This is a genomic window from Vibrio sp. A2-1, from assembly GCF_021728355.1.
In the GTDB taxonomy this organism is placed as follows: domain Bacteria; phylum Pseudomonadota; class Gammaproteobacteria; order Enterobacterales; family Vibrionaceae; genus Vibrio; species Vibrio splendidus_K.
Genome location: NZ_JAKKCO010000001.1, coordinates 1,154,571 through 1,180,140 on the forward strand (window position 1 = coordinate 1,154,571; position 25,570 = coordinate 1,180,140).

Consider the following 25,570-nt stretch of genomic DNA (forward strand, 5'->3'; position numbering starts at 1 on the left):
CGTTACCTCGCAGCCGAGTTCACTTGGCTGCTCAAATAATCCCGAGGGGGAGATCGTGTCTAACGACAAGCTGCCAAAAGATGCGGATGGTTTGCAACTCAACTTTTGTAAAACATTGGCGTGTGACAACTTTGGCTTGAGCGATGCAAAACGGTATGTTTTGCAACACGCGAACCCTAAGCGTCCAGCGATGGTTTGTCGTGAATGTGGAGCTTTCCCCCCCTTACTTAACAATCGTGAAGTGTTAAGCGAACTTCATCGCCTGCGACAACTTCACAGCGATGGCCTTCCTGCTTGCCGCAATGATGATTGCGATAACTTTGGCCTATCGGTTCATACCCACAAACATCTTTACCATGCCTTCGGCTACAGTGGCGACAGGCAGCGTTATCGATGTAAAGACTGCCAGTCAACCTTCGTTGACAAGTGGTCTGGATCCAATAAAAAACTTCAGTTTCAAGAAAACCTCATGGGCTTATTGTTCATGGGTTATTCCGTACGTGAAATCTGCAGAAAACTTGAGATCAACCCAAAGACTTTCTATGATCATGTTGACCACATCGCGAGCCGTTGCCGCCGTAAATTAGCGATGATCGATGCACGATGGGTTAATCATGCCAAAGATTATCAATTCGCTTCTCACTATCAACGTCTGCAACCGCAAAGCAACAATGGTGTGGTTTGGATAGCAACGGGTGAGGCGCATTCTGGCTATATCCTTTGCCAACACGTCAACTATTCTCAAAATGAAGAGCCTTCAGGGAATGTTGACCACAATCCTTACGATGATGTTGCGCGTTTTGTATCCAAAGATCACTCATCAGAAGCGAACCTCGAACAACCTCAGCCATCTGACAAGTTGAAAGAGCGTATTGAACAGCAGTACCAAGTGATTCTAGCGAGAGGTAACGTTGAGGATCCTATGGGTAACCTCACCACATTTAGCTACCCTTCGAAAGGCGCGCTGATTCGACCGCCTTATACCTCCTATGCTCACTTCTTACATGTGCTTGATATGTGTAATGAAGACAAGCATGTTGCTATCTATATGCCACAAGATCCATTACTAAGATCTGCCGCTTTAAGTGTATGTTTGCCGCGCATTCAGAGTCAAAATATTGACCTTATGTATGTAGAGGAAGATCCTGGGTGGCAAGACGATCAAAGTTTCGAAAAGATCGACATCGTTCACATGAGCTGGTGGCGCGATCGTTGGGCTATCGCAAATCAAGGTGATAATCAGAAAGGTATTTGCTACCTGACGGGTAACAATCCAGAACCAAAACAGTGGTTTAACACTGCCTCAATTCAGCAAACCAAGTTCTATCAACAACGCTTCCAGCTGTTATTTGATAGCTTCATTAATGAGCCCAGACGTAAGCTTCGTCCTGGGGGCATTCTTCCATTACTCGACATATTCAGAGCTTGGCACAATCTGTGCTACCAAGATAAGCAAGGGCTCACGGCAGCGCAGCGCTTAGGTGTAGCAGAGCAGCCATTGACCTTAAAGCAACTACTTTCATAGACACGTATCAGCTAGATAATTATTCGGGAACTCATTGATTTTAAAGCAACAACATGAGGTAACACCCATAATTAGAAAAGATACATGTTCCTTTGACGCTCTAAGAAAGATAATTGGTGCTTATCTCAAATCACACACTTATAATGATTGTGTTATCAATATGTTCGATAATTATGGATCTAAGTCTTGGACAAAAACCAGTACCTTCTTGAAACAGAACTAGAACAACTCAAAACTCGTGTCGACTCTGAGCCATCGGTGATCCTTGAGATTGCTCAACAGTGCCTAGTCCGATCGGAGCAAGTTCTGTTTGAAGAGGGTGCTATCCAGTCGTTGATGTTAATGGCAAGGTGTAGCTGGAACCTGATGGATTACCAAAAAGGTTTGAAGTACATCAAGGAAGCCTACAAGCGCCAGAACCGATTAGATACCGACCTTTTCCTCCCTGAAATCCTCCATTTACACGCGCTCCAGTACTGGGGACAAGCCAAGTATTACTCCGCCCAACAGTTCTGGATCAATGCCTTAGAGCAATCTGCACTGGTTGATGAAGTCGAGATTCAAATTGAATGTCTCATTGGGCTTGGCAACATTTGGCGAATGACTCATGAATATAAGCTTGCACGTTCTACCCATCAGCTTGCCGTTAAAGTGGCTAACAACAGCCGCATTGGTTGGCTAGAGGGCAAAGCAAGAATACTGCTCGCTTGGGATTACTACCTGCTTAACAACTATGTTGAAATGCTGTCGGTACTCGACGGTGCAGAAGAAGCGTTAAAAGAGCATAAAGATAACACTTGGCATGCCGAAGTATGGGACTTTCGAGGCCTTGCTCTGCTTGGGCTTGAACGTCTAGATGATGCAGAGCGCGCGACAGCCAAAGCGCACAATCTAGCCGTAGAACACAACCTCGTTTGGATGAAAGCGCACTCTTACATCAGTCGAGCTCGATTGGAGCTCCTGAGAAAAAGACCAGAACATGCGGCAGAATTGCTGAAACTCGCTGAACACTCTGCAAATGAATTCGATAATGGTGAGTTGCTTAGCCAAATTTGTTACCAACAATCCTTGGTTGCAGAAGAAAACCAAGATTTCAAAGCTGCGTTGGTTGCCTTTAAAAAATACCGTCAATATTCCATCGGTATGCTTAAAGAGCAAACTAATCGTGTCGGTTTAGACAAAGCGCGCAGTTCAAAACGCCAGCTTGAACAGAGAGCACGAAAGCTGATTAATCGTATTCGTGGCCAGCATGAATACGATCCTGAAAAGCACCTCTCTTATGTCGTCTCTGAAACCTTTTGGTGGGAGAAGCTGGTCCTATTTAAGACAGAACTTAAGCGTTCGAACCACAGCATCATTATGTTCCATCATGTCGATACCGATTACTTAGATGTCTGTACCGAGATTGCTCATACCTTGTGTAATCAAAACGACTTCATCGCTAGGCTGAGTTCAGAGCGTGTTGCTATGATGCTTTCAGAGAAAGGCGAAGCCGCAGAACAAACCTTCCAAACTCTCAGCACCATGCTAGAAATATATCCATGGCATAGAAAAGGATTAAAAGGTTCGAGACCTACCGTCAGCCTCAATGATATTTTGACGTTCCCGTTCACTCTTGAACAATTAGAAGAAGACGATGCTGAGGTAATAGAATAATGGAAACCCTATTACGCAAAATCACAGATGCTGGTTTAGATCCTTCATCGGTATCGGGTGAAGAAGCGATCATATTCTGGAACCACATTCGCCAGCACGTTTCGACCACGCAAACAGAACAAGCGCACTGCTATATAATCAGCTCTGAGTACCGTGCCGAGTTGCAACAAAATCAAACCAGTATTGAAGAACTCAGGCTTGCACTCGACCTACTCCACCTTCCTGTAGATATCGAAGACATTCTCACAGTAAAGACCAGCCTAAGTGACCGCTTAGTTGAAATTGGTGATTACACGTCAGCACTGAATGAATTCGTCAGTTCATCGACAATCGCGGTTGAACATGGCCATATCGATGAATATGTATTAGCAATTTTAGGCATGGGGAACCTGTGTGATGCCTATGGCGATCACAACAGAGCTCTTCGCTATTACCAAAAAATCAGCAGTATAGACCACGCGATTAGCAGTCGCTCACTTCGCCTCAAATTCAAGCTGCATATGGTAGCAAGCCTACTTCTGCTCAACCGCATTACCGCGGCCAGCGATTTACTAAATGAGTGCGAAGAACTCAGTATTTTAGTAAGTGACAAGCTGCTCACTGCTCAGATATTGCTTTACCAGGCGAAAGTGCTTCGTGCTAAGAAGAAATACCATGAAGCCTTACGTTGCCTATCAAAAGTTCAATACCCAGCCAACAGCACTCAAGCAAGTTGGCTCGCAACCATGACTCGTCTCGAGTTAGCACATTGCCTAAGTGCAACCGGAAAGCAAGACTATGCGAGCATGATTTTGTCGAGCACAGACAAACGTGTAAAAGCCTACTCATCGCCAGTGCTTGCAAAGCGTTTCTATGACTCTTTAAGTGACGTATGTATGAATCAGGGCCGTTTTCAAGAAGCTCTGAGCTATGAGAAAAAAGGTTACCGAATTGAAACGGATCTGATGAAGCAGATCCCGATCAGCGAACTCGGTGCAAGCCAACTACGCCGCCTGTCGCGTTTTGAGTTACAACTAAAGCTCATTCTCTCTGAACAAGAAAATAGAGAACTCAAAGAGACGACTGAACAACACAAGAATACAGTTGCTCAACTACAACAAGATGTTTTCACCGACCCACTGACCGGGTTACACAACCGTCGATGGTTAGATGTGAAACTAAAAGACCTGTTGCTTCACGAAGCACCTTTCGCCTTGATGGTTGTTGATATCGACCACTTTAAGTCTATCAATGATGAACTCAGCCACTTAGTGGGTGATAAAGCGATTGTCAGCGTTTCTCAAGAGCTGCGCTCATACTTTAAGTTTAGAGGCGCGTCATGTGTCAGGTTTGGCGGAGAAGAGTTCCTAGTCATCCTTGAGAACACTGACCTTGCGAAAGCAGAAATGCACTCTGAAAATTATCGAGAGCGTATCTTCCAATTCGGATGGCATGAAATACTCGGAGAACGCGGTTTAACCGTGAGTATCGGTATCACTTTACATCGCGACGGAGAAAATACTCAGCGTACCTTCTACCGTGCCGATAAAGCGCTATACCGAGCGAAAGCCAACGGCCGTAATCAAGTGTGTACAGAATAGTGCCACGTAGGTCTGTAGGTCTGTAGGTCTGTAGGTCTGTAGGTCTGTAGGTAAGCCTGCATCTTATTGATAAAAGAACAGAGATATTCCAGCAAGGGCAGCAAGCGTCCCTATGACGCTTTGCTTTGACACCTTCTCCCCTTTAATCGCATAAATCACCAAAATAAAGACCGGACTGGTCGCTATCAATGTTTGTGCAATCGCAGGGTTCGCATTTTTCAGCGCCACTTGTTGAAGCCATAGAGCGAGAAACGTCCCGACAAAGATTGCCCCTAATAACCAAAGTTTATCGAGCTTGGTCATTTCCCATAAATCTCTTTTTATCGATGAATACGGCTTCTTTTCAACAAAAGGGATAATCAGCATTACGGCAAACACACCTATCGTGAGACGAATCAGTGCACCTAATAATGGTGGGATATCACCCGCCACTAACGCGTAATGAGAAATCACCACACCGGATGCCTGACAAACACTCGCCACAAGCCCATAACCAATGCCACCCCACTGTGCTTTGTCATTCGATTCACCGCTCGCCGGTTTTGATGGCTGAAAGACAACAAAGGTCACCGCTAATGTTGTAATCACGACTCCGAGCCAACTTTGCAACGTTAATGCGGCACCAAGAAACATGAGTGCCAGCACGCCAGAAATAGGCGGTGCTAAAGATTCCAGTAACAGCGTCTTATTAGCACCGATTCTTTTCAACGCCGCAAAATAGGCGCTATCTCCAATCGCAATGCCAATCACACCTGAAATTGCCAATATCAGAAAATGGCTGGTACTCAATTCAAATTCAGGCATCGGTATTAACGGCATGACTAACAGCATCATGCCAGAGGCTACAACACCCTTAACAATGTTCAATTGCATCGCAGAGAAGCGATGTCCAAATTGCCCATAGATCCATGTCGCACACGCCCACACAATTGCAGCGCCAATGGCCGCCAATTCACCTATATACATCCGTATTTGCCCCTTGTGGTTATGCACGTCATTTAGAATCGTAGCTGTCATCATTTCAGCTGAAATACCAACCAGAAAGCCGAAATAGCCTCTTCAAACGCGATGAGATTTTATAAGATTCATCAATGCTTTTATTCGCATTAGAAGCGACAACACATTATTTTCAACTCGGTAAATCATTTTTATAACAATTACTTGGATGATAGCGTAGTATATTTATAACTAATATCTAACATTACAAGGATCTGTTATGTTTTTAGACTACTTTGCGCTCGGCTTACTTATTTTCGTAGCATTAGTCATCTTTTACGGCATCATCGTTATTCACGATATTCCTTACGAAATAGCGAAAGAACGCAATCATCCTCATCAAGATGCTATTCATGTTTCAGGCTGGGTTAGCCTATTCACTTTGCACACAATTTGGCCGTTCCTATGGATTTGGGCGACACTATGGCGCAAAGATCGTGGCTGGGGCTTTGCTAAATTAGAAGAAGAACAACACGACATTCATCATCGTGTTGATATTTTAATCGATCAGGTTAGCACGCTTCAGGAAGAAATTGCTCAACTCAAACAAGCCGATTCAGTGAAAGAGAATCAAGCTAAAGATCAAAATAACGCTCAAGATCAGGAGGCTAAATAATGGATTTACTGCTGATAATGACCTATGCGGCGCTTTGTATCACCATTTTCAAGGTGTTCAATATCCCGCTAAATAAGTGGACAGTACCCACTGCCGTACTTGGAGGTGTGATCATAGTAGGTACCCTAATTCTACTAATGAACTACAACCATCCATTTACGCAAATCGGTAACCAAGTTTACTCAACGACGCCAGTCGTTTCAGGCGTTAGGGGTAAAGTTATCGAAGTTCCTGTAGAAGCAAACAAACCTCTGAAGCAAGGGGATATTCTTTTCAAAATCGACCCAGTTCCATTCGAAGCTGAAGTCGCAAGGTTAGAAGCCAAGGTAAAAGAAGCAAGCCAAGGTGCGCTTGGAATGGAATCTGAAGTGGCTGAAGCAGAGGCTGCAAAAATCAAAGCCATCGCAGAAAGAGATAAAGCCAAACGTGAGTTTTCTCGTTACAAGCGCGGTTACGACAGCGGCGCTTTTACCGAGCAGCAATTGGATACTCGCAGACAAGCTTACAAAGCATCGGAAGCGGCCGTGAAAGTTGCGGATGCAAACCTAGAACAAACAAAGATCGCCTTGGACTCTGAAATAGGTGGCGAGAATACAGCGGTTTTAAGCTTATTAGCTGAATTACGTAAAGCTCAGTTTGATTTAGAACAAACCGTGGTTCGAGCTCCCACTGACGGATACGTTACGCAACTAGCATTACGCCCAGGTGTAATGGCAGTACCACTTCCTTTAGCTCCCGTGATGACATTTGTTCACACAGAAGAACAGTTCTATACGGCTGCATTTAGACAAAACTCGCTACAGCGCCTACAACCAGGTTACAAAGCTGAGTTCCTATTTAGAGCATTGCCAGGAAAAGTATTTAAAGGACGTATTGATGAAGTGATTCCAGCTATTGGTGAGAGCCAATTCCAAGCTCGAGGCGCGCTTCTAGGTACTGACGCATTGCGTACCAGTGGTCGTGTGTTTGTTAAATTGAGCATCACTGATGATCTGTCTGACTACCATTTACCTATGGGTACTGCAGTTGAGGTTGCCGTTTATTCTGACAGCTTCACTCACGTGTCTATCATGCGTAAGGTCCTTATTCGCATGAAGAGCTGGCAAAACTATCTATATCTAGACCACTAACTATACCTAGACCACAAAATGGTCGTAGATATACGATGAACCCACTTAACACATTGTTAAGATGAATCAAAAAGCCAGACCCGTTCTGGCTTTTTTGTTGCTTGATTAACCGTAAAAGTGGGCTTTTTACATGATATCTAAGTGTTCGGATGGAATTTTAGACATCTAGACACTTATCTTCCCTTATGGAAGGGTTCTACTGTATAATGCGCGCCTTATTTTTTATATTTGCCCAAAAAACGTTCTCATTGAGACACATATTAATAATGGCGAATATTCATGCTTTATCTTTCAGTATTCGAGGTTATCTATGAACTTTTCAGCTAAAACAGTGGTCGTTATCGCCATTGGCGCGGCACTGTACGGCATTGGTGGTTTACCTATGTTTGGTGTCCCAGTGTTTGCTAACACGACATTGAAACCAGCAATGGCAGTCTTAGCACTATTTTCTGTTTTGTTCGGCCCTATCGTTGGCTTTTTGGTTGGCTTTATTGGTCACTGGGTAACGGATTTATTTGCTGGTTGGGGCGTATGGTTAACTTGGGTATTAGGCTCAGGTATCGTAGGTATGGTTATCGGCTTGTTCCCTATGATGACTAAGAACCGTCTTCAACAAGGCGAACTGCCAATGAAAGATTTTGTATTGTTCGTGGTACTTGCCCTTGCAGGTAACGTTGTAGGCTACGGCTGTTCCGCGTTCCTAGACACTATCCTATACGCAGAACCGTTTACTAAAGTCTTCACTCAACTGTCTATCATCGCAGCGGGTAACACCGTTCTGATCGCTGTTGTGGGCTTCCTGATCCTAAAATCAGTCGCTAAACGCAACAAACAAAGCCGCAACCTTACTGAGGCATAAGCGCCAATGACTATAGAATTTTCGAACTTCTCTTTTAGATATGAGTCGCTGGATAAACCGACGCTAAAAAATATCAATCTAAGGATAGAGAAAGGAGAGAAAATCGTCATTATTGGACCAAGCGGAAGCGGTAAATCTACCCTAGGTCAATGCCTCAATGGCCTAATACCTCATGCAATTAAAGGTGAGGTAACTGGCTCTTTAGAGATCAACGGCAAGAATATCTCTGAATTTTCGATGCACGACTATACCGAGCAGGTAGGCACAGTATTGCAAGATACTGACAGCCAATTTGTGGGTTTAAGTATCGGCGAAGATATCGCATTCGCATTAGAAAACCAGTTGATGTCGAACATTGACATGTACCCGTTAGTTAAGTCGACTGCAAAAATGGTTGACCTAGCGGACATGCTTGAGCGCTCGCCACACGATCTTTCAGGTGGTCAAAAGCAGCGAGTATCGCTAGCCGGCATCTTAGTTGATGACGTTGATATCTTGCTGTTTGATGAGCCTTTAGCCAGTCTTGACCCTAAGACCGGCAAGGCGACTATCGAGATCATCGACCAACTGCATAAAGAAACCAACAAGACTATCGTGATTATCGAGCATCGCCTTGAGGATGTCCTGCATCGCGATATTGATCGTGTGATTTTAATGGAACGCGGTGAAATTGTCGCGGATATGACTCCCGATGAAATTTTAGCGTCTAAGTTACTTGATACGCATGGTATTCGTGAGCCTCTTTACTTATCTGCGCTTAAAGCGGCGAAAGCCCCACTAACCTGCGAAGATAAGTTGTCAAACCTCAAAGCTTTGGATTACAAAAGGTTCCGCCCAGCAGTTCAAGCTTGGTTTGCTGAGCGCCCTGCCCCAGCTGCAGAAAAGCAGTATCAACCTTTACTCGAAGTTCATGGTCTGACTTATTCTTACGATGGCGAGAAGAACGCACTCGAAGATGTGAGCTTCAAGATTGGCAAAGGCGAGTTTGTTTCGATTCTGGGCAAGAACGGTTCGGGTAAATCTACCATCACCAAACTCATCATGGGTGTGATCGATGCCGATTCAGGCTCTTCCTATCTAAATGGTGAAGACTTATCTGAGCTTTCTATCTTCGAAAGAAGCCAAAAGGTCGGTGTAGTCATGCAGAACCCAAATCATATGATCTCGCATCATATGATTTTTGACGAGATTGCTTTTGGTCTTCGTAACCGTGGCGTTGCAGAAGATGAGGTCAAAGAAAAAGTTGAGAACGTTCTTGAGCTGTGTGGGCTGAGTAAGTTCCGTCACTGGCCTATCGAAGCTTTGAGCTACGGTCAGAAAAAGCGTGTAACCATTGCTTCTATCTTAGTGTTGGAACCTGAACTCCTCATCTTAGATGAGCCAACTGCAGGCCAAGATTACCGAAACTACACGTCAATGTTGGCGTTTATCCAAAAGCTTAACCGTGATTTGGGTATTACTGTGGTGATCATCTCACACGACATGCATCTCGTTCTAGAGTACACCACACGTTCGATCGTAATCGCAGACAGCAAGCTTATTGCCAATGCCGCCATGACGGAAGTGTTTAGTCAGCCATCGCTTCTAGAACGTGCAAACCTCTGTACCACTAGTATTTATGAACTCGCGACTATGATGAAAATCGACGATACCAATGCGTTTATGCAGTACTTCATCGACTACGAGAGAAGTTCTCTATGAACGCATCAAAAGTAAAATTCGGCATCAACTACATTGATACCAAATCCCCCCTGCACGCATTAAATGGCATCACGAAATTTGCACTCTTCTTAGCTTGGGTAACAGTGGTATTGACTACGTTCGACCTGAGATTGATTACGCTGCTTATTATGACTGGTTTATACCTATTAAAGCTCACCAATGTGCCTATACGCGTGTATAAGCCTTTGTTATTAGGTACGGCGAGTGTCTTAAGTCTAAATGCTTTATTCATGTTCCTGCTTGCTCCGCAGCAAGGCACTGAGCTCATCGGTAGCGAAACTGTATTACTGACATTACCGGGTAACTACTCGTTGAGCCAGGAGACTCTGTTTTACTTAGTCACCGTCACGCTTAAGTACATGAGCATGTTTCCGATAGCGTTAATATTCGTCTTCACTACGCATCCGACTGAGTTTGCCGCAAGCCTCAACCGTATCGGTGTTCCGTACAAGATCGCCTATGCGGTAAGCTTAACGCTGCGTTACTTGCCAGAGGTTAAGAAGGACTTCATCAATATCATGCATGCTCAGCAAGCTCGTGGTGTAGAGCTCTCAAAGAAAGCGCCCCTAATAACTCGGATCAAAAACGTGGCTAAGGTTCTAGGGCCGCTCATTTTCTCTAGCTTAGACCGCGCAGACGAGATCTCTAACGCAATGACGTTACGAGGCTTTGGCCGACACAAGGCACGTACTTGGTATAGCTATTCGCCTTTGAAACGTATCGACTTTGTCTGTTTGAGTGTCATTGCTTTTATTGTGGTGTTGGCCATAGCGAAACGCATTCTTGAACCTGAATTGTTTTGGTATCCATTCTAAGTTTTCATTTACCACATACAAACAACGACTTAAAATTACACACCGCTCAGTAGGGCGGTGTTTTTATGTGTGCCAAGATCTGATTAACAATTGAACCAATAACTCAATACTGACTATTTTTGACGATAAACTGACCGTTTACTTACGTCTTTGGTTTGAAATCTAATTTAGAAACTCTTAATATACACGCTTACAGAATGCCACACTCAATAGAGATTTGTAATGGCTCGAATTACTCAAGTACAGAAACTAGAAAATCAAAAGCACTACGATGAGATCGTACTAAACCTTTTTCTGGCTGAAGGACATGAAGCACTAACTTATGCAAGGATTGCTCAAGAAATTGGCATTAGTTTGACGACGCTTCAGGGCTATTATCCATCGACCCGCGCTATCCGATCAGCGCTACACCAACACATGCTATCAATTGTTATAGAGAATCTAGAGTTCTCGTCGGAAGAAGTATTCATTCAATCTTGGCAAAACGCTCTAGATAATGATCAATTTCGATTCGTGATCAAATTGATGTTTTTCCATGCCTCCCAGGTCAAGAGCCCTGAACAGTTTAATATCAGTTCAGATGGTCAATTCCGCGAGATAATGTTTAATAGCTTTGGGCTTGATTCCGTTCGAATCCTTGAAACTGTCGTAGGACGTTCAATGTTCTATCTCACGAACTTCAAACAGCATTAAACCAAGCATTAAAAATACAAAAATGGGAGCCTTTCAGCTCCCATTTTCTTTTTAGTTATCGCTTACTTCAACTTATAGACCTAATTTAGCTTGTAAAAAACGGTCGATAACGGTGGTAAACGCAGCTCAATCGATGTGTCTAAGCCTTCGCTTTCTACTGATTCAACCTCAGCAACCGGCTTCACTTCAAAGCCACTGCCTGCATAATCCGCAGAGTCTGTATTCAATAACAAAGAGTACTGACCTTGTGCTGGAACACCTAAGCGGAAGTGCTCATGAGGAACGGGTGTAAAGTTAGAAACCACCAATACACGCTCGCCTGATTCACTGATACGCTCATGAGCTAAGATACTCGCTTCAGCTGAATCCTGTAGACGCCATTCAAAACCTTTCGGGTCGAAATCAAGATCATGCATTGCAGCTTCAGAACGGTACAGATTGTTCAAATCTTTCGTTAAGCGCTGAACACCTTGATGACGTTCATAATCTAGCAAAAACCATTGCAGTTGATCATCGTGGTTCCATTCCGCCGTCTGACCAAATTCAGCACCCATGAAGTTCAGCTTCTTACCCGGCTGCGCGTACATGTAACCCATGTAAGCACGTAGATTTGCCGTTTGCTGCCACTCATCACCAGGCATTTTTTCGTGGATAGATCCTTTACCATAAACCACCTCATCGTGAGATAGAGACAATACATAGTTCTCACTGTGTGCATAAACCAATGGGAAGGTAATTGTATCGTGGTGATATTTACGATTGATTGGATCTTCTTGGATGTAAGACAAACTATCGTGCATCCAACCCATGTTCCACTTAAAGCCGAAGCCTAAGCCGCCCATAAAGGTTGGGGCTGAAACACCAGGGAAAGCCGTTGATTCTTCAGCAATCGTCATCGCATTCGGGAAGTGCTTGTACACTTCTTCGTTCATCCACTTAAGGGTTGCAATAGCATCGTAGTTTTCGTTGCCGCCGTCTGCATTCGGAATCCATTGATCATGGCTACGCGAATAATCGAGGTACAACATCGAAGCAACCGCATCAACACGAATGCCGTCGATATGGAATTGTTCAAACCAGTACAGTGCGTTTGCAACCAAGAAACGGCGCACATGCTCTTTGCCTAAATCGTAAATGTACGAATTCCAATCTTGGTGCCAACCACGACGTGGATCTGGATCATGGAACAAAGGTGTTCCATCAAAATTGGCTAAGCCGTGATCATCACTAGGGAAGTGTGCTGGAACCCAATCCAGAACAACACCCAGACCAGCTTGGTGACATTGATCGACGAAGAATTTGAAGTCATCAGGAGAGCCAAAACGACTCGTTGGAGCGAACAAGCCTATTGGCTGATAGCCCCAAGAACCGTAAAACGGATGCTCTGAAACCGGCATCAACTCTACATGCGTGTAACCCAAGTCCGTTAAATATGGGATCAATTCAGCAGCAAGTTCACGGTAGTTTAAGAATTCCCCTTCAGCGTTACGCTTCCAAGAACCAGCGTGCAGTTCATAGAACGAAAGTGCTTCTTTACGCTTTTGCGTTACTGGGCGATTCTGCCACTGAGTATCTTGCCACTCGTAACGAGCGTGATCGTAAGTCACAGAAGAAAATGAAGGGTATTGCTCAGAGTAAAAACCCCATGGGTCAGCTTTGTGTGGTAAGCCTTCGCCATCAGGTCCTTTTAATTCAAACTTGTATTGAGCGCCTTCTTCCAGTTCAGGAATGAATAGGCCCCACATGCCATAATCTAAGCGTTGCATTGGATGACGACGACCATCCCAAGCGTTGAAGTTACCCACTAAGCTTGCCGCTGTTGCATGCGGTGCATACACCAAGAAACGCGTACCTGAAATCGTCTGTCCATCACGCTCTAGCGTAATAAACTGAGCCCCCATGTGATGATACATATCTTTAGGTGTATGGAGATCTTCATAACTCGCGTACAGATCGTGGTACTGGTATGGATCGTCGATGATCTGCTCGACTCCAGCCCAATCAACCGCGAGCTTGTAGTGAGTAAAACGTAAATCTCTCTCTTGCTTAAGAATGAAACCACTTTCACCCTCTCGCGCTAACTCAATACGAGGTTCCTTTCCAACAATCAACTCGACTTTATTTGCCCCAGGAATCCACACACGTAATGCACCTTGCTCAGAAGGTAGGTATGGCCCTAAAAACGCAAATGGGTCAGTGAAACAAGCCTGTGATAGTTGGGTATATATTTGTTTTTGCTTTGAAATCGAACTTAGTTCCAAAACGCTTCTCCCTAACCAAACATCCAAAAAATATAATACAAAAATGCCCGCTATTAGTGCGGGCAATATAACGACGGTTTATTCTACCAGATGAGCATTCATTATTGAGTGACCGAGGTTGTAGTTTCGTACGGCGTAAGCAAAAAACCACCTATTTTCAAGCCACTCAACGTCATTACTTAGCTGCTTTTTCTCGAACGTCAGTCAGCTTAGAAGCGATACGATTTACGCCTTCGTGAGCAAATATTTCGTCCAAGTTCATTGATAGTTTACGACGCCAGTTAGGATACTCATCGACAGTGCCAGGGATGTTTACTGGCTTGTCCATCTCTAACCAATCTTCCAGTTGAACACTAAGAAGTGTCGAACCACCAGCCGCAACGTGCAGTTGAAGTGCTTCAGCAAGATAAGAGTCCATCGGTACTTGGCTTGCATCACGACCAACACCTTCAGGTAAGAAGCCATGCCATGCCACCGAATCTAAGATACCTTGTTTGCATTCCAGACGGTCATCGAACAAGGTTTCTAGCTGTTCTGCATCTGGGTATAAACCAATCTCTTGACCCATTTTCAAGTCATCACAATGCCAGAAGCCGCGAAGCGTTGGCATATCATGAGTACAAAGTGCCGCCATCGATTGTGGCGCATAATGTTTCGGTGAGATAAAGCCACCGTCATCTTCTGATGTTTCGAAGAAGAATACTTTGTAAGAATGCACACCCGCATCCGCTAGAATATCGACGATTTCATCCGGCACAGTACCTAAATCTTCACCAATAACGCTACATTGGTAACGGTGAGATTCAAGCGCCAGAATTGACAGCATGTCTTGTACTGGGTAGTAGATGTACGCACCCTTGGTTGCGTTTTCGCCTTTTGGAATCCACCACAAACGCAGTAGGCCTAAAACATGATCAATACGAAGTGCACCACAGTGCTTCATGTTGGCACGAAGTAGCTTGATGTAAGCGTCGTAGCTCGTTTCTTGAAGCACTTCAGGATTAAGTGGTGGTAAACCCCAGTTTTGACCTAGAGGACCAAGCACATCCGGTGGAGCACCGATGCTCGCATCCATCACTAGGTTGCCTTCATCGGCCCAAGTTTCGCTGCCTGAATCCGCAACACCAACAGCTAGGTCACGGTACAAACCAACGGCCATGCCTTTCTCTTCAGCAAGAGACTGTGCATCGTTGATTTGGCAATCCGCTAACCACTGCAGGTACATGTAAAGATGAACATTCTCTAGGTTCTCTTTAATATATTTCTGTGTCGCTGGGCTTTCGAATGTACGATACTTCTCTGGGAATACTGGCCAGCCCCACATACCTGAATCTTCGGCATGTAACTCACCGTGCAGAGCATCAAACGCCGCTTGATGCATCAGGCTTTCACCACCTTCTTCTACAAACGCTAAGAACGCTTGTGCACGATCGCTGTTTTTATCTAAATGACGAGTCTTAAATTCTGCGAATAACAGAGGCAAGATGCTCATCTTAAGCTCGGACACTTCAGTGTAATTCACCCAGTGTGCTTCACGAGCTTTCTGTAGGCGCTGTTGGAATTCAGCGCTGCCTACCGTTTGTTGTGCTTCAGCACTTAATGCGAATTCAGGTACTGAGCTCACATCAATGTATAAGATGTTCAACCAACGACGTGACGACGGGCTGTATGGGCTCGCGCCTTCTGGGTTCGCTGGGAATAATGAGTGAATTGGGTTTAGACCAACAAAATCACCACCGCGAGAAGCGATATCAGCAACAAGCTGTTTAAGGTCACCAAAATCACCAATACCCCAGTTGTGCTGAGTTCTTAGTGTGTACAGTTGAACACTTGGTCCCCAAAGCTTTTTGCCTTGCTCGATTGGTGACTGCTTGAAACACGCTTTTGGCGTAATGATCAATGTCATCTCGTAAGGCTTCTTACGGCGCTTACGGCTCACAATCAGCTTGTGGTAACCCCATGCCAAATCACTTGGCAATGCAAACACTAAAGGGCCACCCTCGGCACGCTCGTCACGAACGACTTGAGATTGAAGATAGCCTTCAAGTACCTCTCCTTGCTCGGTTTCTAAACGCCAGCTGAACTCACTTTCACGAGCACTAACACCTAGATTAAGCGCCACTTCTACTGGCTCACCGTCACGCAAGACAAGAACTGGGTCTAGTACATCTTTTTTGTGTTTTCTTTCTGCAGATTTAAGCAGTGCATCATCGCTGCTTGTATCGTAGCCCAATGAAGCCAATAGAGACGTAATCGTCTCTTCTGATACTTGTGCTTCATCGCCCCACGCACTAACGTAACTGTCGGCAATATTTGCCATTTCTGCGACTTGTTTTAATACGGTCTGTTCTTTCATCGCTCTCTCCGAAAACGTTCTGACGCTTTCAATTTTGTAGGGTTGTTATTTAATTTGTTACTAATCAATTAGCTTGTGACAATCAGTTTGTAAGCATCGCTATCTTTTTAAGCCATCTATTTGCCCACAAGCTAATTGAGCCAAGGCAGAAACTGCCTTGGCTACTTTGGAAGTATTAACGGTTAACCGCTTCAAGTTTCCAAATGTTGTTCACGTAATCGCGAATAGAGCGGTCTGATGTGAACTTACCAACCAATGCTGTGTTAAGAATCGCTTTCTTAGCCCAACCTGCTTGGTCTTTGTACTGCTTGCCCATGTCTTCATGTGCTTTCACATAAGATGCGAAGTCAGCAAGACATAGGTACGGGTCGCCACCGTCTAGTAGGCTATCAAACGTTGCACGTAGAAGGCCTGGTTGACCTGGAGAGAACTCATCGCCAGTCAGTAGGTCTAGAGATGCTTTCAGCAGTGGGTCTGCGTTGTAGTAATCGTATGGGTTGTAACCCTGAGCTTGCAATGCCACTACACCATCAACGTCTAGGCCAAAGATGTAGATGTTTTCATCGCCAACTTCTTCACGAATCTCAACGTTTGCACCATCCATCGTACCGATAGTTAGCGCGCCGTTTAGCGCCATCTTCATGTTGCCCGTACCCGATGCTTCTTTACCAGCCAGTGAGATTTGCTGAGAAACGTCTGCCGCAGGAATAATGATTTCAGCCATGCTTACACGGTAGTCAGGGATGAATACCACTTTCAGCTTGTTGCCAATGCGAGGGTCGTTGTTGATCTTCTCTGCAATCTTGTTAACCGCGAAGATGATCTCTTTCGCTAGGTGGTAACCCGGTGCTGCTTTCGCTGCGAAGAAACATACGCGTGGCTCACACTCGAAACCAGGTTCGTTAAGAATACGGTGGTACAGAGATAGAATGTGTAGCAAATCTAGGTGCTGACGCTTGTATTCGTGAAGACGCTTGATTTGCACGTCGAAGATAGCGTTAGTATCTAGCTCGATACCCATGTTCTCTTGAACCCAATCAGCAAGGCGCTGTTTGTTTTCTTTCTTAACAGCCATGAATTCTTTTTGGAATTTCGCGTCTGTTGCAAACTTAGCGATGCCTTCTAGCTGCTCAAGTTTTGCTGGCCACTCAGTGCCTATCTTGCCAGTAATTAGCGTAGATAGCCCTGGGTTACAGAACTTCAACCAACGACGTGGCGTGATGCCATTCGTTACGTTAGTCAGTTTGCCAGGGAAAATTTCGTTGAACTCAGGGAACAAGTCTTTCTTAACCAGTTGAGAGTGAAGCGCAGCTACACCGTTTACTTTGTAAGAGCCAATCACACATAGGTTTGCCATGCGAACCATGCGGTGGAAACCTTCTTGGATGATAGAAAGCTTCGCTTGCTTCTCACCGTCACCAGGCCACATCTTGCGAACTTCTTGCATGAAGCGGTGGTTGATTTCAAAAATGATTTCCATGTGACGTGGAAGAAGACGGTTGATCAAAGATTCAGACCAAGTCTCTAATGCTTCTGGAAGTAGTGTGTGGTTCGTGTATGCGAACGTATGAGCACTGATTTCCCAAGCTTGGTCCCAAGTTAAACCTTTCTCATCGATCAGGATGCGCATCAATTCAGGGATAGCGATCGTTGGATGCGTATCGTTCAGTTGAATCGTTTCTTGCTTAGGCAGATCTTCTAGAGAGAAACCTGCTGCTTCGTGACGACGTAGAATATCGCGAACAGACGCTGCTGAGTGGAAGTACTGCTGCATTAGACGCAGTGTCTTACCTTTCTCGTGGTTGTCGTTCGGGTAAAGTACTTTAGTGATGTTGCCTGCATCGATTAGCGAGTGTTGCGCTTCGAAGTAGTCACCGTTGTTAAAGCTTGCTAATGAGAATGGTGCGATTGCCTGACATTCCCAAAGACGCAATGGGTAAACTGTGTTTGACTCGTAACCTACGATAGGTAGATCCCAAGGCATTGCTTTCACTTCCATACCCGGAACCCAAGTACGAACTTCTTTACCGTCGATATATTCAACTTCTACATGACCGTAAAAACCAATGTGTTGTGCTAGTTCTGGACGAGCTACTTCCCATGGGTAACCTTCAACACCACGCCACGCGTCTGGTGCTTCTTGTTGACGACCGTCTTGGAAAGACTGTTTGAATAGACCGTATTCGTAGTGAAGACCGTAACCTACTGTTGGGTATTCTTGAGCGGCACAAGAATCCATGAAACAAGCAGCAAGACGACCAAGGCCACCGTTACCTAGTGATGGGTCACGTTCTTCTTCTAGAAGGTCAGTTAAGTTTTGACCTAGCTCTTCCATTGCATGAGTGATTTGCTCATACAGACCCATGCTGATCAGGTTATTACCTGTTAAACGACCAATCAAAAACTCTAGTGAAAGGTAGTTAACGCTCTTCGCGTTCTTAATTTTTTCGTCATTTTCAGTTTCTAACAGATCAAATGTTGTCAATTCTGCTAGCGCACGCCCCATTGCTAGGTACCATGCGCGGCTATCTGCGTTTTCAATCGTTGTTGCGTAGGTTGCAGATAAATGCTTCTTAACGCTTTCTTGGAACGACACTTTATCGAAAGTTTTTTGCTGAGTTGGTTTCATTTCAGAAATCTCGCTTTTAATAGTTCTAATTCATCTGTCACATATCGTGCATGGTCACCATTAACTAAACATCCTCCCGCTAACGCGACAAACTAGGAGTAGATGGGAGGGCGTAGGGGGCGTACCGACATAGGGTTAGTGATCTGACTCTCATGTTCTGACTTCGAACAAAAACTTGGAGTGACTAAGATCACAAGCTCCCGTTCGATAACTTACCTTCAATTGATGTGACTTCTATTTAACCGGATTAAAGTCATTATCAAATTTGATATTCAGATCACGAAAATAATTTCTTCCTCTCATCTTTTGCATAGATTTACGTGTTGGGATGAAGGAAGTCACATTCACAAACCAACCCGCTATGTGAGCAAAGTCTCAAATAAAGGGCGTAGAAGCCTAAAAACATGCAGGAGTGCAAGGTTTCTGAGGAGGATCATAGTCGGTGCCGTTTTGCTTCACGTAATATGATTGAAGACTTAAGTAATTAGGCTGATGTCATTCGATTACACTCAACGATAGATTGAGGTAATCCAGAACATAAGCCACGGAATAGGTGAAAAACTTCGACATGTGGATCCCTTCGAAACTGACTCGTCCCGGCCGCTTACATAATGCAATCCTACGACCTAGGGTTCTCGATCTGCTCCAACACGCAGATTGCTATAAGCTTGTATTATTCCGCTCTCCAGCGGGGTACGGCAAAACCACAATGGCAGCTCAATGGCTGGTAGATAAGCCCAATGTGGGTTGGTACAGCATTGATGACAGTGACAACGATGCCTTTCGCTTTATCAACTACCTAATGCAATCACTCAATAAAGCGACTCAAAATGCCTGCCCTAGCGCCCAAAAGCTGGCAGAAAAGCGACAATTTTCATCTTTGCATTCTTTGTTAAGTGAAGTGTTTGCTGAGATGTCTGAATTCCATCACGAATGTTTCCTTGTGTTGGATGACTATCACTTGGTCAACAATGACGACATCCACGAAGCAATGCGCTTCTTCCTCAAGCACATGCCCGACAACCTAACGCTTGTTGTAACTAGCCGTGGCACTCCACCACTTGGCACTGCAAACCTTCGTGTTCGTGATCTGATGATTGAGATTGGCAACGATTCGCTGGCTTTTGATACTGAAGAGACGACGCGCTTCTTCAATCAACGTGTCGCCGATGGCGTAGATGACACCACCGCTGGTAGTATCTGTACTTATGTTGAGGGGTGGCCTTCGGCGTTACAGCTTATTGCCCTTCAAGCTCAACATCAAAAACGCACGCTGGCGCAATCGGCAGAATCGTTCTCTCACTTTAACCATGCCCACCTTTGGGATTACTTGGTTGAAGAAGTATTCGATCTACTGGATAAAGAAACCCGACAGTTCTTGATGCAGTGTTCAGTACTTGATCATTTCAATGACGAATTAGTCTGCGCGCTTACACAGCGTGAAGACGCACTGGGTATGATCGAATCACTCAACCGATTTGGCTTATTCATCTACCCGCTTGAAGGCGAGAAAAACTGGTACCGATTCCACAATCTATTCGGTGAATTTCTTGCCCATGAGCGCCAAGCTCGAATTCCGCAACAAGAAGCCGAGTTGCACCGAAGTGCCGCGAAAGCGTGGATCAAACAGAAAACGCCTCATCAAGCACTGCGACATGCGCAACGTGCTGAAGATCCAGATCTGATCATCCAAATCCTGACTGAACACGGTTGGCCGATGTTCAACCAAGGTGAGCTTTCATCATTAGAGATGGCGATCAAGCAACTGACTACGGATCAACTATACAGTGAGCCGAAGCTATCAATGCTGCGCGCTTGGCTGGCACAAAGTCAGCACCGTTATGATCAAGTGGGTACTTTGTTGGAAGAGGCTGAGACTCAATATCAAGCTCGAAACATTGAACTCGATACTCAGCAACAAGGCCAATACAATGCCTTGCGTGCCCAAGTTGCCATCAACAGCAATGAGCCTGAGAAAGCATTGGAGTTGGCTGAGCTTTCGTTGAGCCAGTTGAACACCACCGTTTATCGTAGCCGCATTGTCGCAACCTCGGTTGTGGGCGAAGTGAATCACGTAATGGGTAACCTAAGCCGTGCGCTACCGATGATGCAACAAACAGAAAAACTGGCACGTCAGTATCAGGTTTACCATCAGGCTCTATGGGCAATTCTGCAGCAAAGCGAAATCTTGATTGCTCAAGGTTATGTTCAAGCTGCATTTGAGCTACAAGACAGCGCATTCAAATTGATCGAAGAGCATCAGCTTCAATACGTTCCTCTACATGAATTTTTGCTGCGTGTTCGCGCTCAGATCTTCTGGTGTTGGAACCGACTAGATGAAGCGGAAGAATGTTGCTACAAAGGCTTAGATATCCTTGGTCACCACTCTCCGAGTAAACACCTGCACAGCTATTCTATGCTGGCTCGAATTTCATTGAGCCGCGGCGAGATTGATAAAGCGTCGAAGTTTATCGACCAAATTCAACACCTGCTACGTCAATCAACTTACCACGTGGACTGGACGGCAAATGCTTCTTTGTCTTTGATTCTTTTCTGGCAAGTAAAAGGCAATAAAGAGGCAATCCGTGATTGGCTAAGCGTGGCGGTTCGACCTGAATCGGCAAGTAACCACTTCTGCCAACTTCAATGGCGAAACATCGTACGTTCTCACATCATCCTTGAGCAGTATGAAGATGCGGAAGAAGCGCTGACTTTCCTTAAGAGTGAAGCGCAGCGTTCACATCTGATTACCGACACCAACCGAAACTTGATCGTTGAAGCGGTGTTGCGTACACAAATTAACGATGAAGACAGCGCACGCGTGCTACTTGAAGAAGCGCTTCATATGACCAACCAAACCGGTATGGTTGGTAACTTCTTAGTCGACGGTGGAACTATCGGGCATATCTTGGATAAATTGAGCAACAAGCCAGGCTTAGGTGACTTAGAACGCCATCGCGCTCAACAGATCATGAAAGATATCTCAACCACCCAACGCAGCCGCTCGGTTCACTTCGATGAAGACTTTGTTGAGAACTTGGTTAATCACCCGAATATTCCTGAGCTTGTGCGCACTAGCCCACTCACCCAGCGTGAATGGCAAGTACTTGGCTTAATCTATTCTGGGTTCAGTAATGAGCAAATCGCTCAAGAGCTCGATGTAGCGGGGACCACGATCAAAACGCACATCCGTAACCTTTATCAAAAGCTCAACATTGCTAACCGTAAAGAAGCAATCAGCACGGCGGAGAACTTGCTGCAGTTGATGGGGTACTAAAACGGAATCGAGATTGATTCGAGAAAAGCTTAAGCTAGTCACCAATGGTGGCTGGCTTTTTTTTCATCTGAAGTTTAGAGCTTAAAAATGTAGGAGCTGGAAAAGAAAAAAGACAATCACCAAACGACAGGCAAAAAAATAGCCAACCGCAATAATCGCGATTGGCTCTATATATTTGTGAACAAATCAATAGGTTCACTAACAACGTCAGTTGGCTAGGTGACCCTCGGCTTAAGAAGGGTCAATTAATATAATGCAGTTAGCGTGCCAACTTTTATTCGACGTTTTATAAGCCCTGCATCGCATAAAAACCATGAATTTGTCATGCGAATTGCAAAGTGCATTTGCATAATGCAACCAAGATGCAATATCGATAAGAGATCAGTTTCATCTCTGCTCTTAATGACAAATTACTAAGTGGTTGTATTTTAAATGTTAGGCAAATGTTCAGTTCAACTTATTGCCTTACAATTAAGAGAGTAATAAAAGCCCTTCCCCAATGGCATATTCATACTTTTTTTACACTAAAGTTTGTATACTGCACAAAATCACCCTCAACTCTATGAAGCAATGAACTACTTAAGTACTTTTTTCAAAGGCATGGCAATGGGCGCAGCAGACGTTGTTCCTGGCGTGTCGGGCGGAACCATCGCATTCATCACTGGTATCTACGATACGCTGCTAGAAAGCATTCGAAGAATTAACCCTAGCGTACTTGGCTTATGGAAACGCGAAGGCTTCAAAGCCGCGTTTAACCACATCAATGGTTTCTTCCTGATTTCACTGTTCGCAGGCGTATTCACAAGCATTGCGACATTTGCAAAACTAATTTCTTGGTTATTAGTCACCCACCCCGTTCCACTGTGGTCTTTCTTCTTTGGCCTGATCTTGGTGTCGGTTTTCCATATTCTTAAGCAAGTAGAGAAGCGCGATATGATTCGATTCGTGTTTTTGCTGCTTGGCGTTGCTTTCGCCTTTAGCATTACCGTGCTTAAGCCGCTGCAAATGGAACCAACCAGCATCAACATCCTAATCGCGGGTGCAATTGCAATTTGTGCGATGATTTTGCCGGGTATCTCGGGTAGCTTCATTCTGCTATTAATTGGTATGTATGGTCCGGTTCTTGGTGCGGTTAAAGAGTTCCAAATCGATGTGCTTGCGCTATTCCTTAGTGGCTGTGTGATTGGCCTACTGACTTTCTCGCACGTACTTTCTTGGTTACTGCGCTCATTCCGCGATTTCACATTAGTGTTCTTAACTGGTTTGATGATCGGTACGCTGCCTAAGATTTGGCCGTGGAAAGAAACCATCAGCTGGCGTACAAATTCAAAGGGTGAGCAAGTTCCTCTACTTCAAGAAAATCTGTCACCGTTTGATTTTGAAGCCGTAACCTCTCAGCCTTCTCAGCTGGTAATGGCGATTGTGATGATGTTGGCTGCTATTGCCTTGGTTCTAGGACTAGAGAAATTTGCAGAGCGCAACGCGAATTAACCAATCAGCGCCCCTTTGAGCAAACTTAAGAATCGATGAGTCTAATAAACATTAAGCTCAACACCCTTCTTATATAGATAAAAGCGAAGCCTATGGCTTCGCTTTTTTAGTTCTACAATACGCACAAAATTGCTTTTTGATACAAGCACGTATTGAGGGGTGTGATAACATCGCCGCTCTTATAAAATTAACTGAGAACACGACATGCACCCGGTATTAAAGGTGGCAGCTTTTGGAATCGCTCTTGTGGCAGGCTTTTATGGACCACAAGCAATCCAGCAATTTAAATCAGCGATGGAACACTCCTCAGCGGACGTTAATTTAGACGACTATTGCATGCTTTCAACAACATCGTGTGAGCAAGAATCTATTTCAATGTCGCTTGATCGCGAAACCGCACAACCTCTTCTACCCACCAAGATAAAGGTAGTTTGGGAAGGTGCCGCATCTGAGACACTGATGTTGTCACTCACCGGTTTAGAAATGGAAATGGGATCAGCGCGTTTTCAATTGAAGAGCATTGGCAACAATACCTACGAAGGTGACGTCATTTTACCGGTGTGTACCATGGATAAAATGACTTGGCTCGGTGAGCTTACCGATGGTGTTGAAACCGTAAACCCTGCAATAAGGATGGCAAGATGAGTAGAAATTGGTCGTTAGCATTGGTTGTCGCTTTTGTACTTGGCTTTGGTGTCAAAAGCTATCTTGATGGGCAAAACGAAGTTCAAGAACAACACGCTGCAAAACAAGAGTTTTCCGCAACGACTCTTTTCGGCAAAGACAACCAGCCAACGGAAATCTTTGACCAAACCGATGACAGAATTCGTATCGTTTACTTCGGTTTCACACGTTGCCCAGATGTATGCCCGACTTCTTTGGCTATGTTAGCCGGAGCACTTAACCAAGTCTCTGATGAAGCAAAAGCAAAGATTCGCCCAATGTTTGTTTCTCTCGATCCAGAACGTGATGCCGCTGAAGCCTCGTATGAATACGCGCAATACTTCCACCCGATGATGGAAGGATTAAGTGGTCCATTGGATGTGACAACAACGCTTGCGCATAACTACGGTGTTATTTTCAGAAAGACCAAGCTTGAAGGTTCAGAGTTGGAATACACCCTAGATCACAGCTCATATTTCTATTTTTTAAAGCCCGATGGTACTTTGATTACCAAAGTACCGCACACGTTGACGCCAGCGCCAATTGTTGAGGCCATCAACAAGTTAACGTACCCAGTCATCAACGACCAGGAACAACGTATAAAAAAATAAAGAACTTAACTAATAAAGTTCGAACAAAAAGTCAGGTCCCAGACCAAAAACATAAAATTAAGGACAACAACATGAAGTTAAAAGCACTTGCTCTAGCAGGCTTATTGCTCACCCCTTTTGCTCAGGCGAGTAGTGACATAATGGTTCATGACGCGTACGCTCGTGCAACCCCGCCTTCAGCAGTGAACAGCGCGGTGTTCACGACTCTGATGAACCACAGCGATAAAGATCGCGCTATTGTTTCAGCAACAACACCTGCAGCAGGTAAAGTAGAACTTCATGATGTAATCATGGACGGCGATGTAATGAAAATGCGCCAAGTTCAAGAGATCACCATCCCTGCGAACGGTGAAGCGGTACTTAAACCAGGTAGCCTACACATCATGTTGTTCGACCTAGCAAGCAGCCTAAAAGAAGGTGAGAAAATCGAGATGACACTGACTTTCGCTAATGGTGAAACGCAGACCTTCGATGCGCCGGTTAAGAAAGTAATGAGCGGCATGAAAAAGATGAATCACGATCATCATTAATCGTATTCACAATTGATAAAATAATTTAAGCCACGATGACTTCTCGCCATCGTGGCTTTTTGTTAAACTGAGTTCGCTTTTTATTCAAAGCCTGAACACATAAATAACCAAGGAGAATAGAAGATGATTGTAATGAAAACACTAAAACTGGCAGTAAAAG

General features: G+C 44.7%; 18 protein-coding genes. 14 read left to right on the forward strand and 4 right to left on the reverse strand.

Features of this window, described 5'->3' with window-relative positions; genetic code table 11:
• Window positions 1–55 precede the first annotated feature (55 nt).
• From L3V33_RS04840 to L3V33_RS04850, 3 genes are all read left to right on the forward strand, one after another.
• Window positions 56–1,525, forward strand: a complete 1,470-nt coding sequence (locus L3V33_RS04840; RefSeq protein WP_029222154.1) for a lactate dehydrogenase — start codon at window positions 56–58, stop codon at window positions 1,523–1,525.
• Between the two features lie 186 nt (window positions 1,526–1,711).
• Window positions 1,712–3,181: a hypothetical protein gene (locus tag L3V33_RS04845; RefSeq protein WP_017090319.1), complete on the forward strand. Its 1,470-nt coding sequence runs from the start codon at window positions 1,712–1,714 to the stop codon at window positions 3,179–3,181.
• Window positions 3,181–4,761, forward strand: a complete 1,581-nt coding sequence (locus tag L3V33_RS04850) for a GGDEF domain-containing protein (protein ID WP_017081835.1) — start codon at window positions 3,181–3,183, stop codon at window positions 4,759–4,761. Before L3V33_RS04845 ends, L3V33_RS04850 begins: the two co-directional genes overlap by 1 nt.
• Window positions 4,762–4,824: 63 nt before the next feature.
• On the opposite strand, the gene L3V33_RS04855 is transcribed toward L3V33_RS04850, so the two are convergent.
• The gene (locus L3V33_RS04855; protein WP_237289438.1) at window positions 4,825–5,727 is read right to left on the reverse strand and encodes a DMT family transporter; all 903 of its coding nucleotides are present in this window, start codon (window positions 5,725–5,727) and stop codon (window positions 4,825–4,827) included.
• Between the two features lie 250 nt (window positions 5,728–5,977).
• Here L3V33_RS04855 and L3V33_RS04860 point away from each other — a divergent pair, with 250 nt between their 5' ends.
• The 6 genes from L3V33_RS04860 (at window position 5,978) to L3V33_RS04885 (ending at window position 11,592) form a co-directional block, all read left to right on the forward strand.
• Window positions 5,978–6,373 carry a DUF3302 domain-containing protein gene (locus L3V33_RS04860; protein ID WP_065206708.1) on the forward strand — a complete coding sequence of 132 codons (396 nt, stop codon included), beginning with the start codon at window positions 5,978–5,980 and terminating at the stop codon, window positions 6,371–6,373.
• Window positions 6,373–7,503, forward strand: a complete 1,131-nt coding sequence (locus L3V33_RS04865; RefSeq protein ID WP_054545855.1) for an HlyD family secretion protein — start codon at window positions 6,373–6,375, stop codon at window positions 7,501–7,503. The genes L3V33_RS04860 and L3V33_RS04865 overlap by 1 nt, the downstream gene beginning before the upstream one ends.
• Before the next feature lie 310 nt (window positions 7,504–7,813).
• Window positions 7,814–8,362, forward strand: a complete 549-nt coding sequence (locus L3V33_RS04870) for an ECF-type riboflavin transporter substrate-binding protein (RefSeq protein ID WP_048609818.1) — start codon at window positions 7,814–7,816, stop codon at window positions 8,360–8,362.
• A 6-nt stretch (window positions 8,363–8,368) separates the two neighbouring features.
• A complete protein-coding gene (locus tag L3V33_RS04875) occupies window positions 8,369–10,063 on the forward strand; it encodes an ABC transporter ATP-binding protein (protein WP_237289447.1) in 1,695 nt (564 codons plus the stop codon).
• A complete protein-coding gene (locus L3V33_RS04880) occupies window positions 10,060–10,899 on the forward strand; it encodes an energy-coupling factor transporter transmembrane component T (protein WP_054545857.1) in 840 nt (279 codons plus the stop codon). The genes L3V33_RS04875 and L3V33_RS04880 overlap by 4 nt, the downstream gene beginning before the upstream one ends.
• Before the next feature lie 222 nt (window positions 10,900–11,121).
• Complete coding sequence (locus L3V33_RS04885; RefSeq protein ID WP_017072409.1) at window positions 11,122–11,592, forward strand: TetR/AcrR family transcriptional regulator; 471 nt, start codon at window positions 11,122–11,124, stop codon at window positions 11,590–11,592.
• Window positions 11,593–11,672: 80 nt separating this feature from the next.
• Here L3V33_RS04885 and glgB read toward each other — a convergent pair whose 3' ends face one another.
• The 3 genes from glgB to L3V33_RS04900 all read right to left on the reverse strand — a co-directional run bounded on the left by glgB (window position 11,673) and on the right by L3V33_RS04900 (window position 18,838).
• Window positions 11,673–13,853, reverse strand: coding sequence for a 1,4-alpha-glucan branching protein GlgB (gene glgB / locus L3V33_RS04890; RefSeq protein WP_065206705.1), 2,181 nt, complete (start codon window positions 13,851–13,853; stop codon window positions 11,673–11,675).
• A 175-nt stretch (window positions 13,854–14,028) separates the two neighbouring features.
• On the reverse strand, window positions 14,029–16,209 hold the full coding sequence (gene malQ / locus L3V33_RS04895; RefSeq protein WP_004732094.1) for a 4-alpha-glucanotransferase: 2,181 nt from the start codon (window positions 16,207–16,209) through the stop codon (window positions 14,029–14,031).
• 175 nt (window positions 16,210–16,384) lie between these two features.
• A complete protein-coding gene (locus L3V33_RS04900; RefSeq protein ID WP_010431613.1) occupies window positions 16,385–18,838 on the reverse strand; it encodes a glycogen/starch/alpha-glucan phosphorylase in 2,454 nt (817 codons plus the stop codon).
• Window positions 18,839–19,406: 568 nt separating this feature from the next.
• Here L3V33_RS04900 and malT point away from each other — a divergent pair.
• From malT to L3V33_RS04925, 5 genes are all read left to right on the forward strand, one after another.
• Entirely contained in the window at window positions 19,407–22,115 is a 2,709-nt protein-coding gene (malT, locus tag L3V33_RS04905) for an HTH-type transcriptional regulator MalT (RefSeq protein ID WP_237289449.1), read from the forward strand.
• A gap of 570 nt (window positions 22,116–22,685) precedes the next feature.
• On the forward strand, window positions 22,686–23,606 hold the full coding sequence (locus L3V33_RS04910) for a DUF368 domain-containing protein (protein WP_237289451.1): 921 nt from the start codon (window positions 22,686–22,688) through the stop codon (window positions 23,604–23,606).
• 204 nt (window positions 23,607–23,810) lie between these two features.
• Window positions 23,811–24,251 (forward strand): hypothetical protein, encoded by a 441-nt coding sequence (locus L3V33_RS04915; RefSeq protein ID WP_237289453.1) that lies wholly within the window; start codon window positions 23,811–23,813, stop codon window positions 24,249–24,251.
• Window positions 24,248–24,880, forward strand: a complete 633-nt coding sequence (locus L3V33_RS04920) for an SCO family protein (RefSeq protein WP_237289455.1) — start codon at window positions 24,248–24,250, stop codon at window positions 24,878–24,880. Before L3V33_RS04915 ends, L3V33_RS04920 begins: the two co-directional genes overlap by 4 nt.
• A gap of 71 nt (window positions 24,881–24,951) precedes the next feature.
• Entirely contained in the window at window positions 24,952–25,410 is a 459-nt protein-coding gene (locus tag L3V33_RS04925) for a copper chaperone PCu(A)C (RefSeq protein WP_061037950.1), read from the forward strand.
• The last annotated feature ends 160 nt before the right edge of the window (window positions 25,411–25,570 follow it).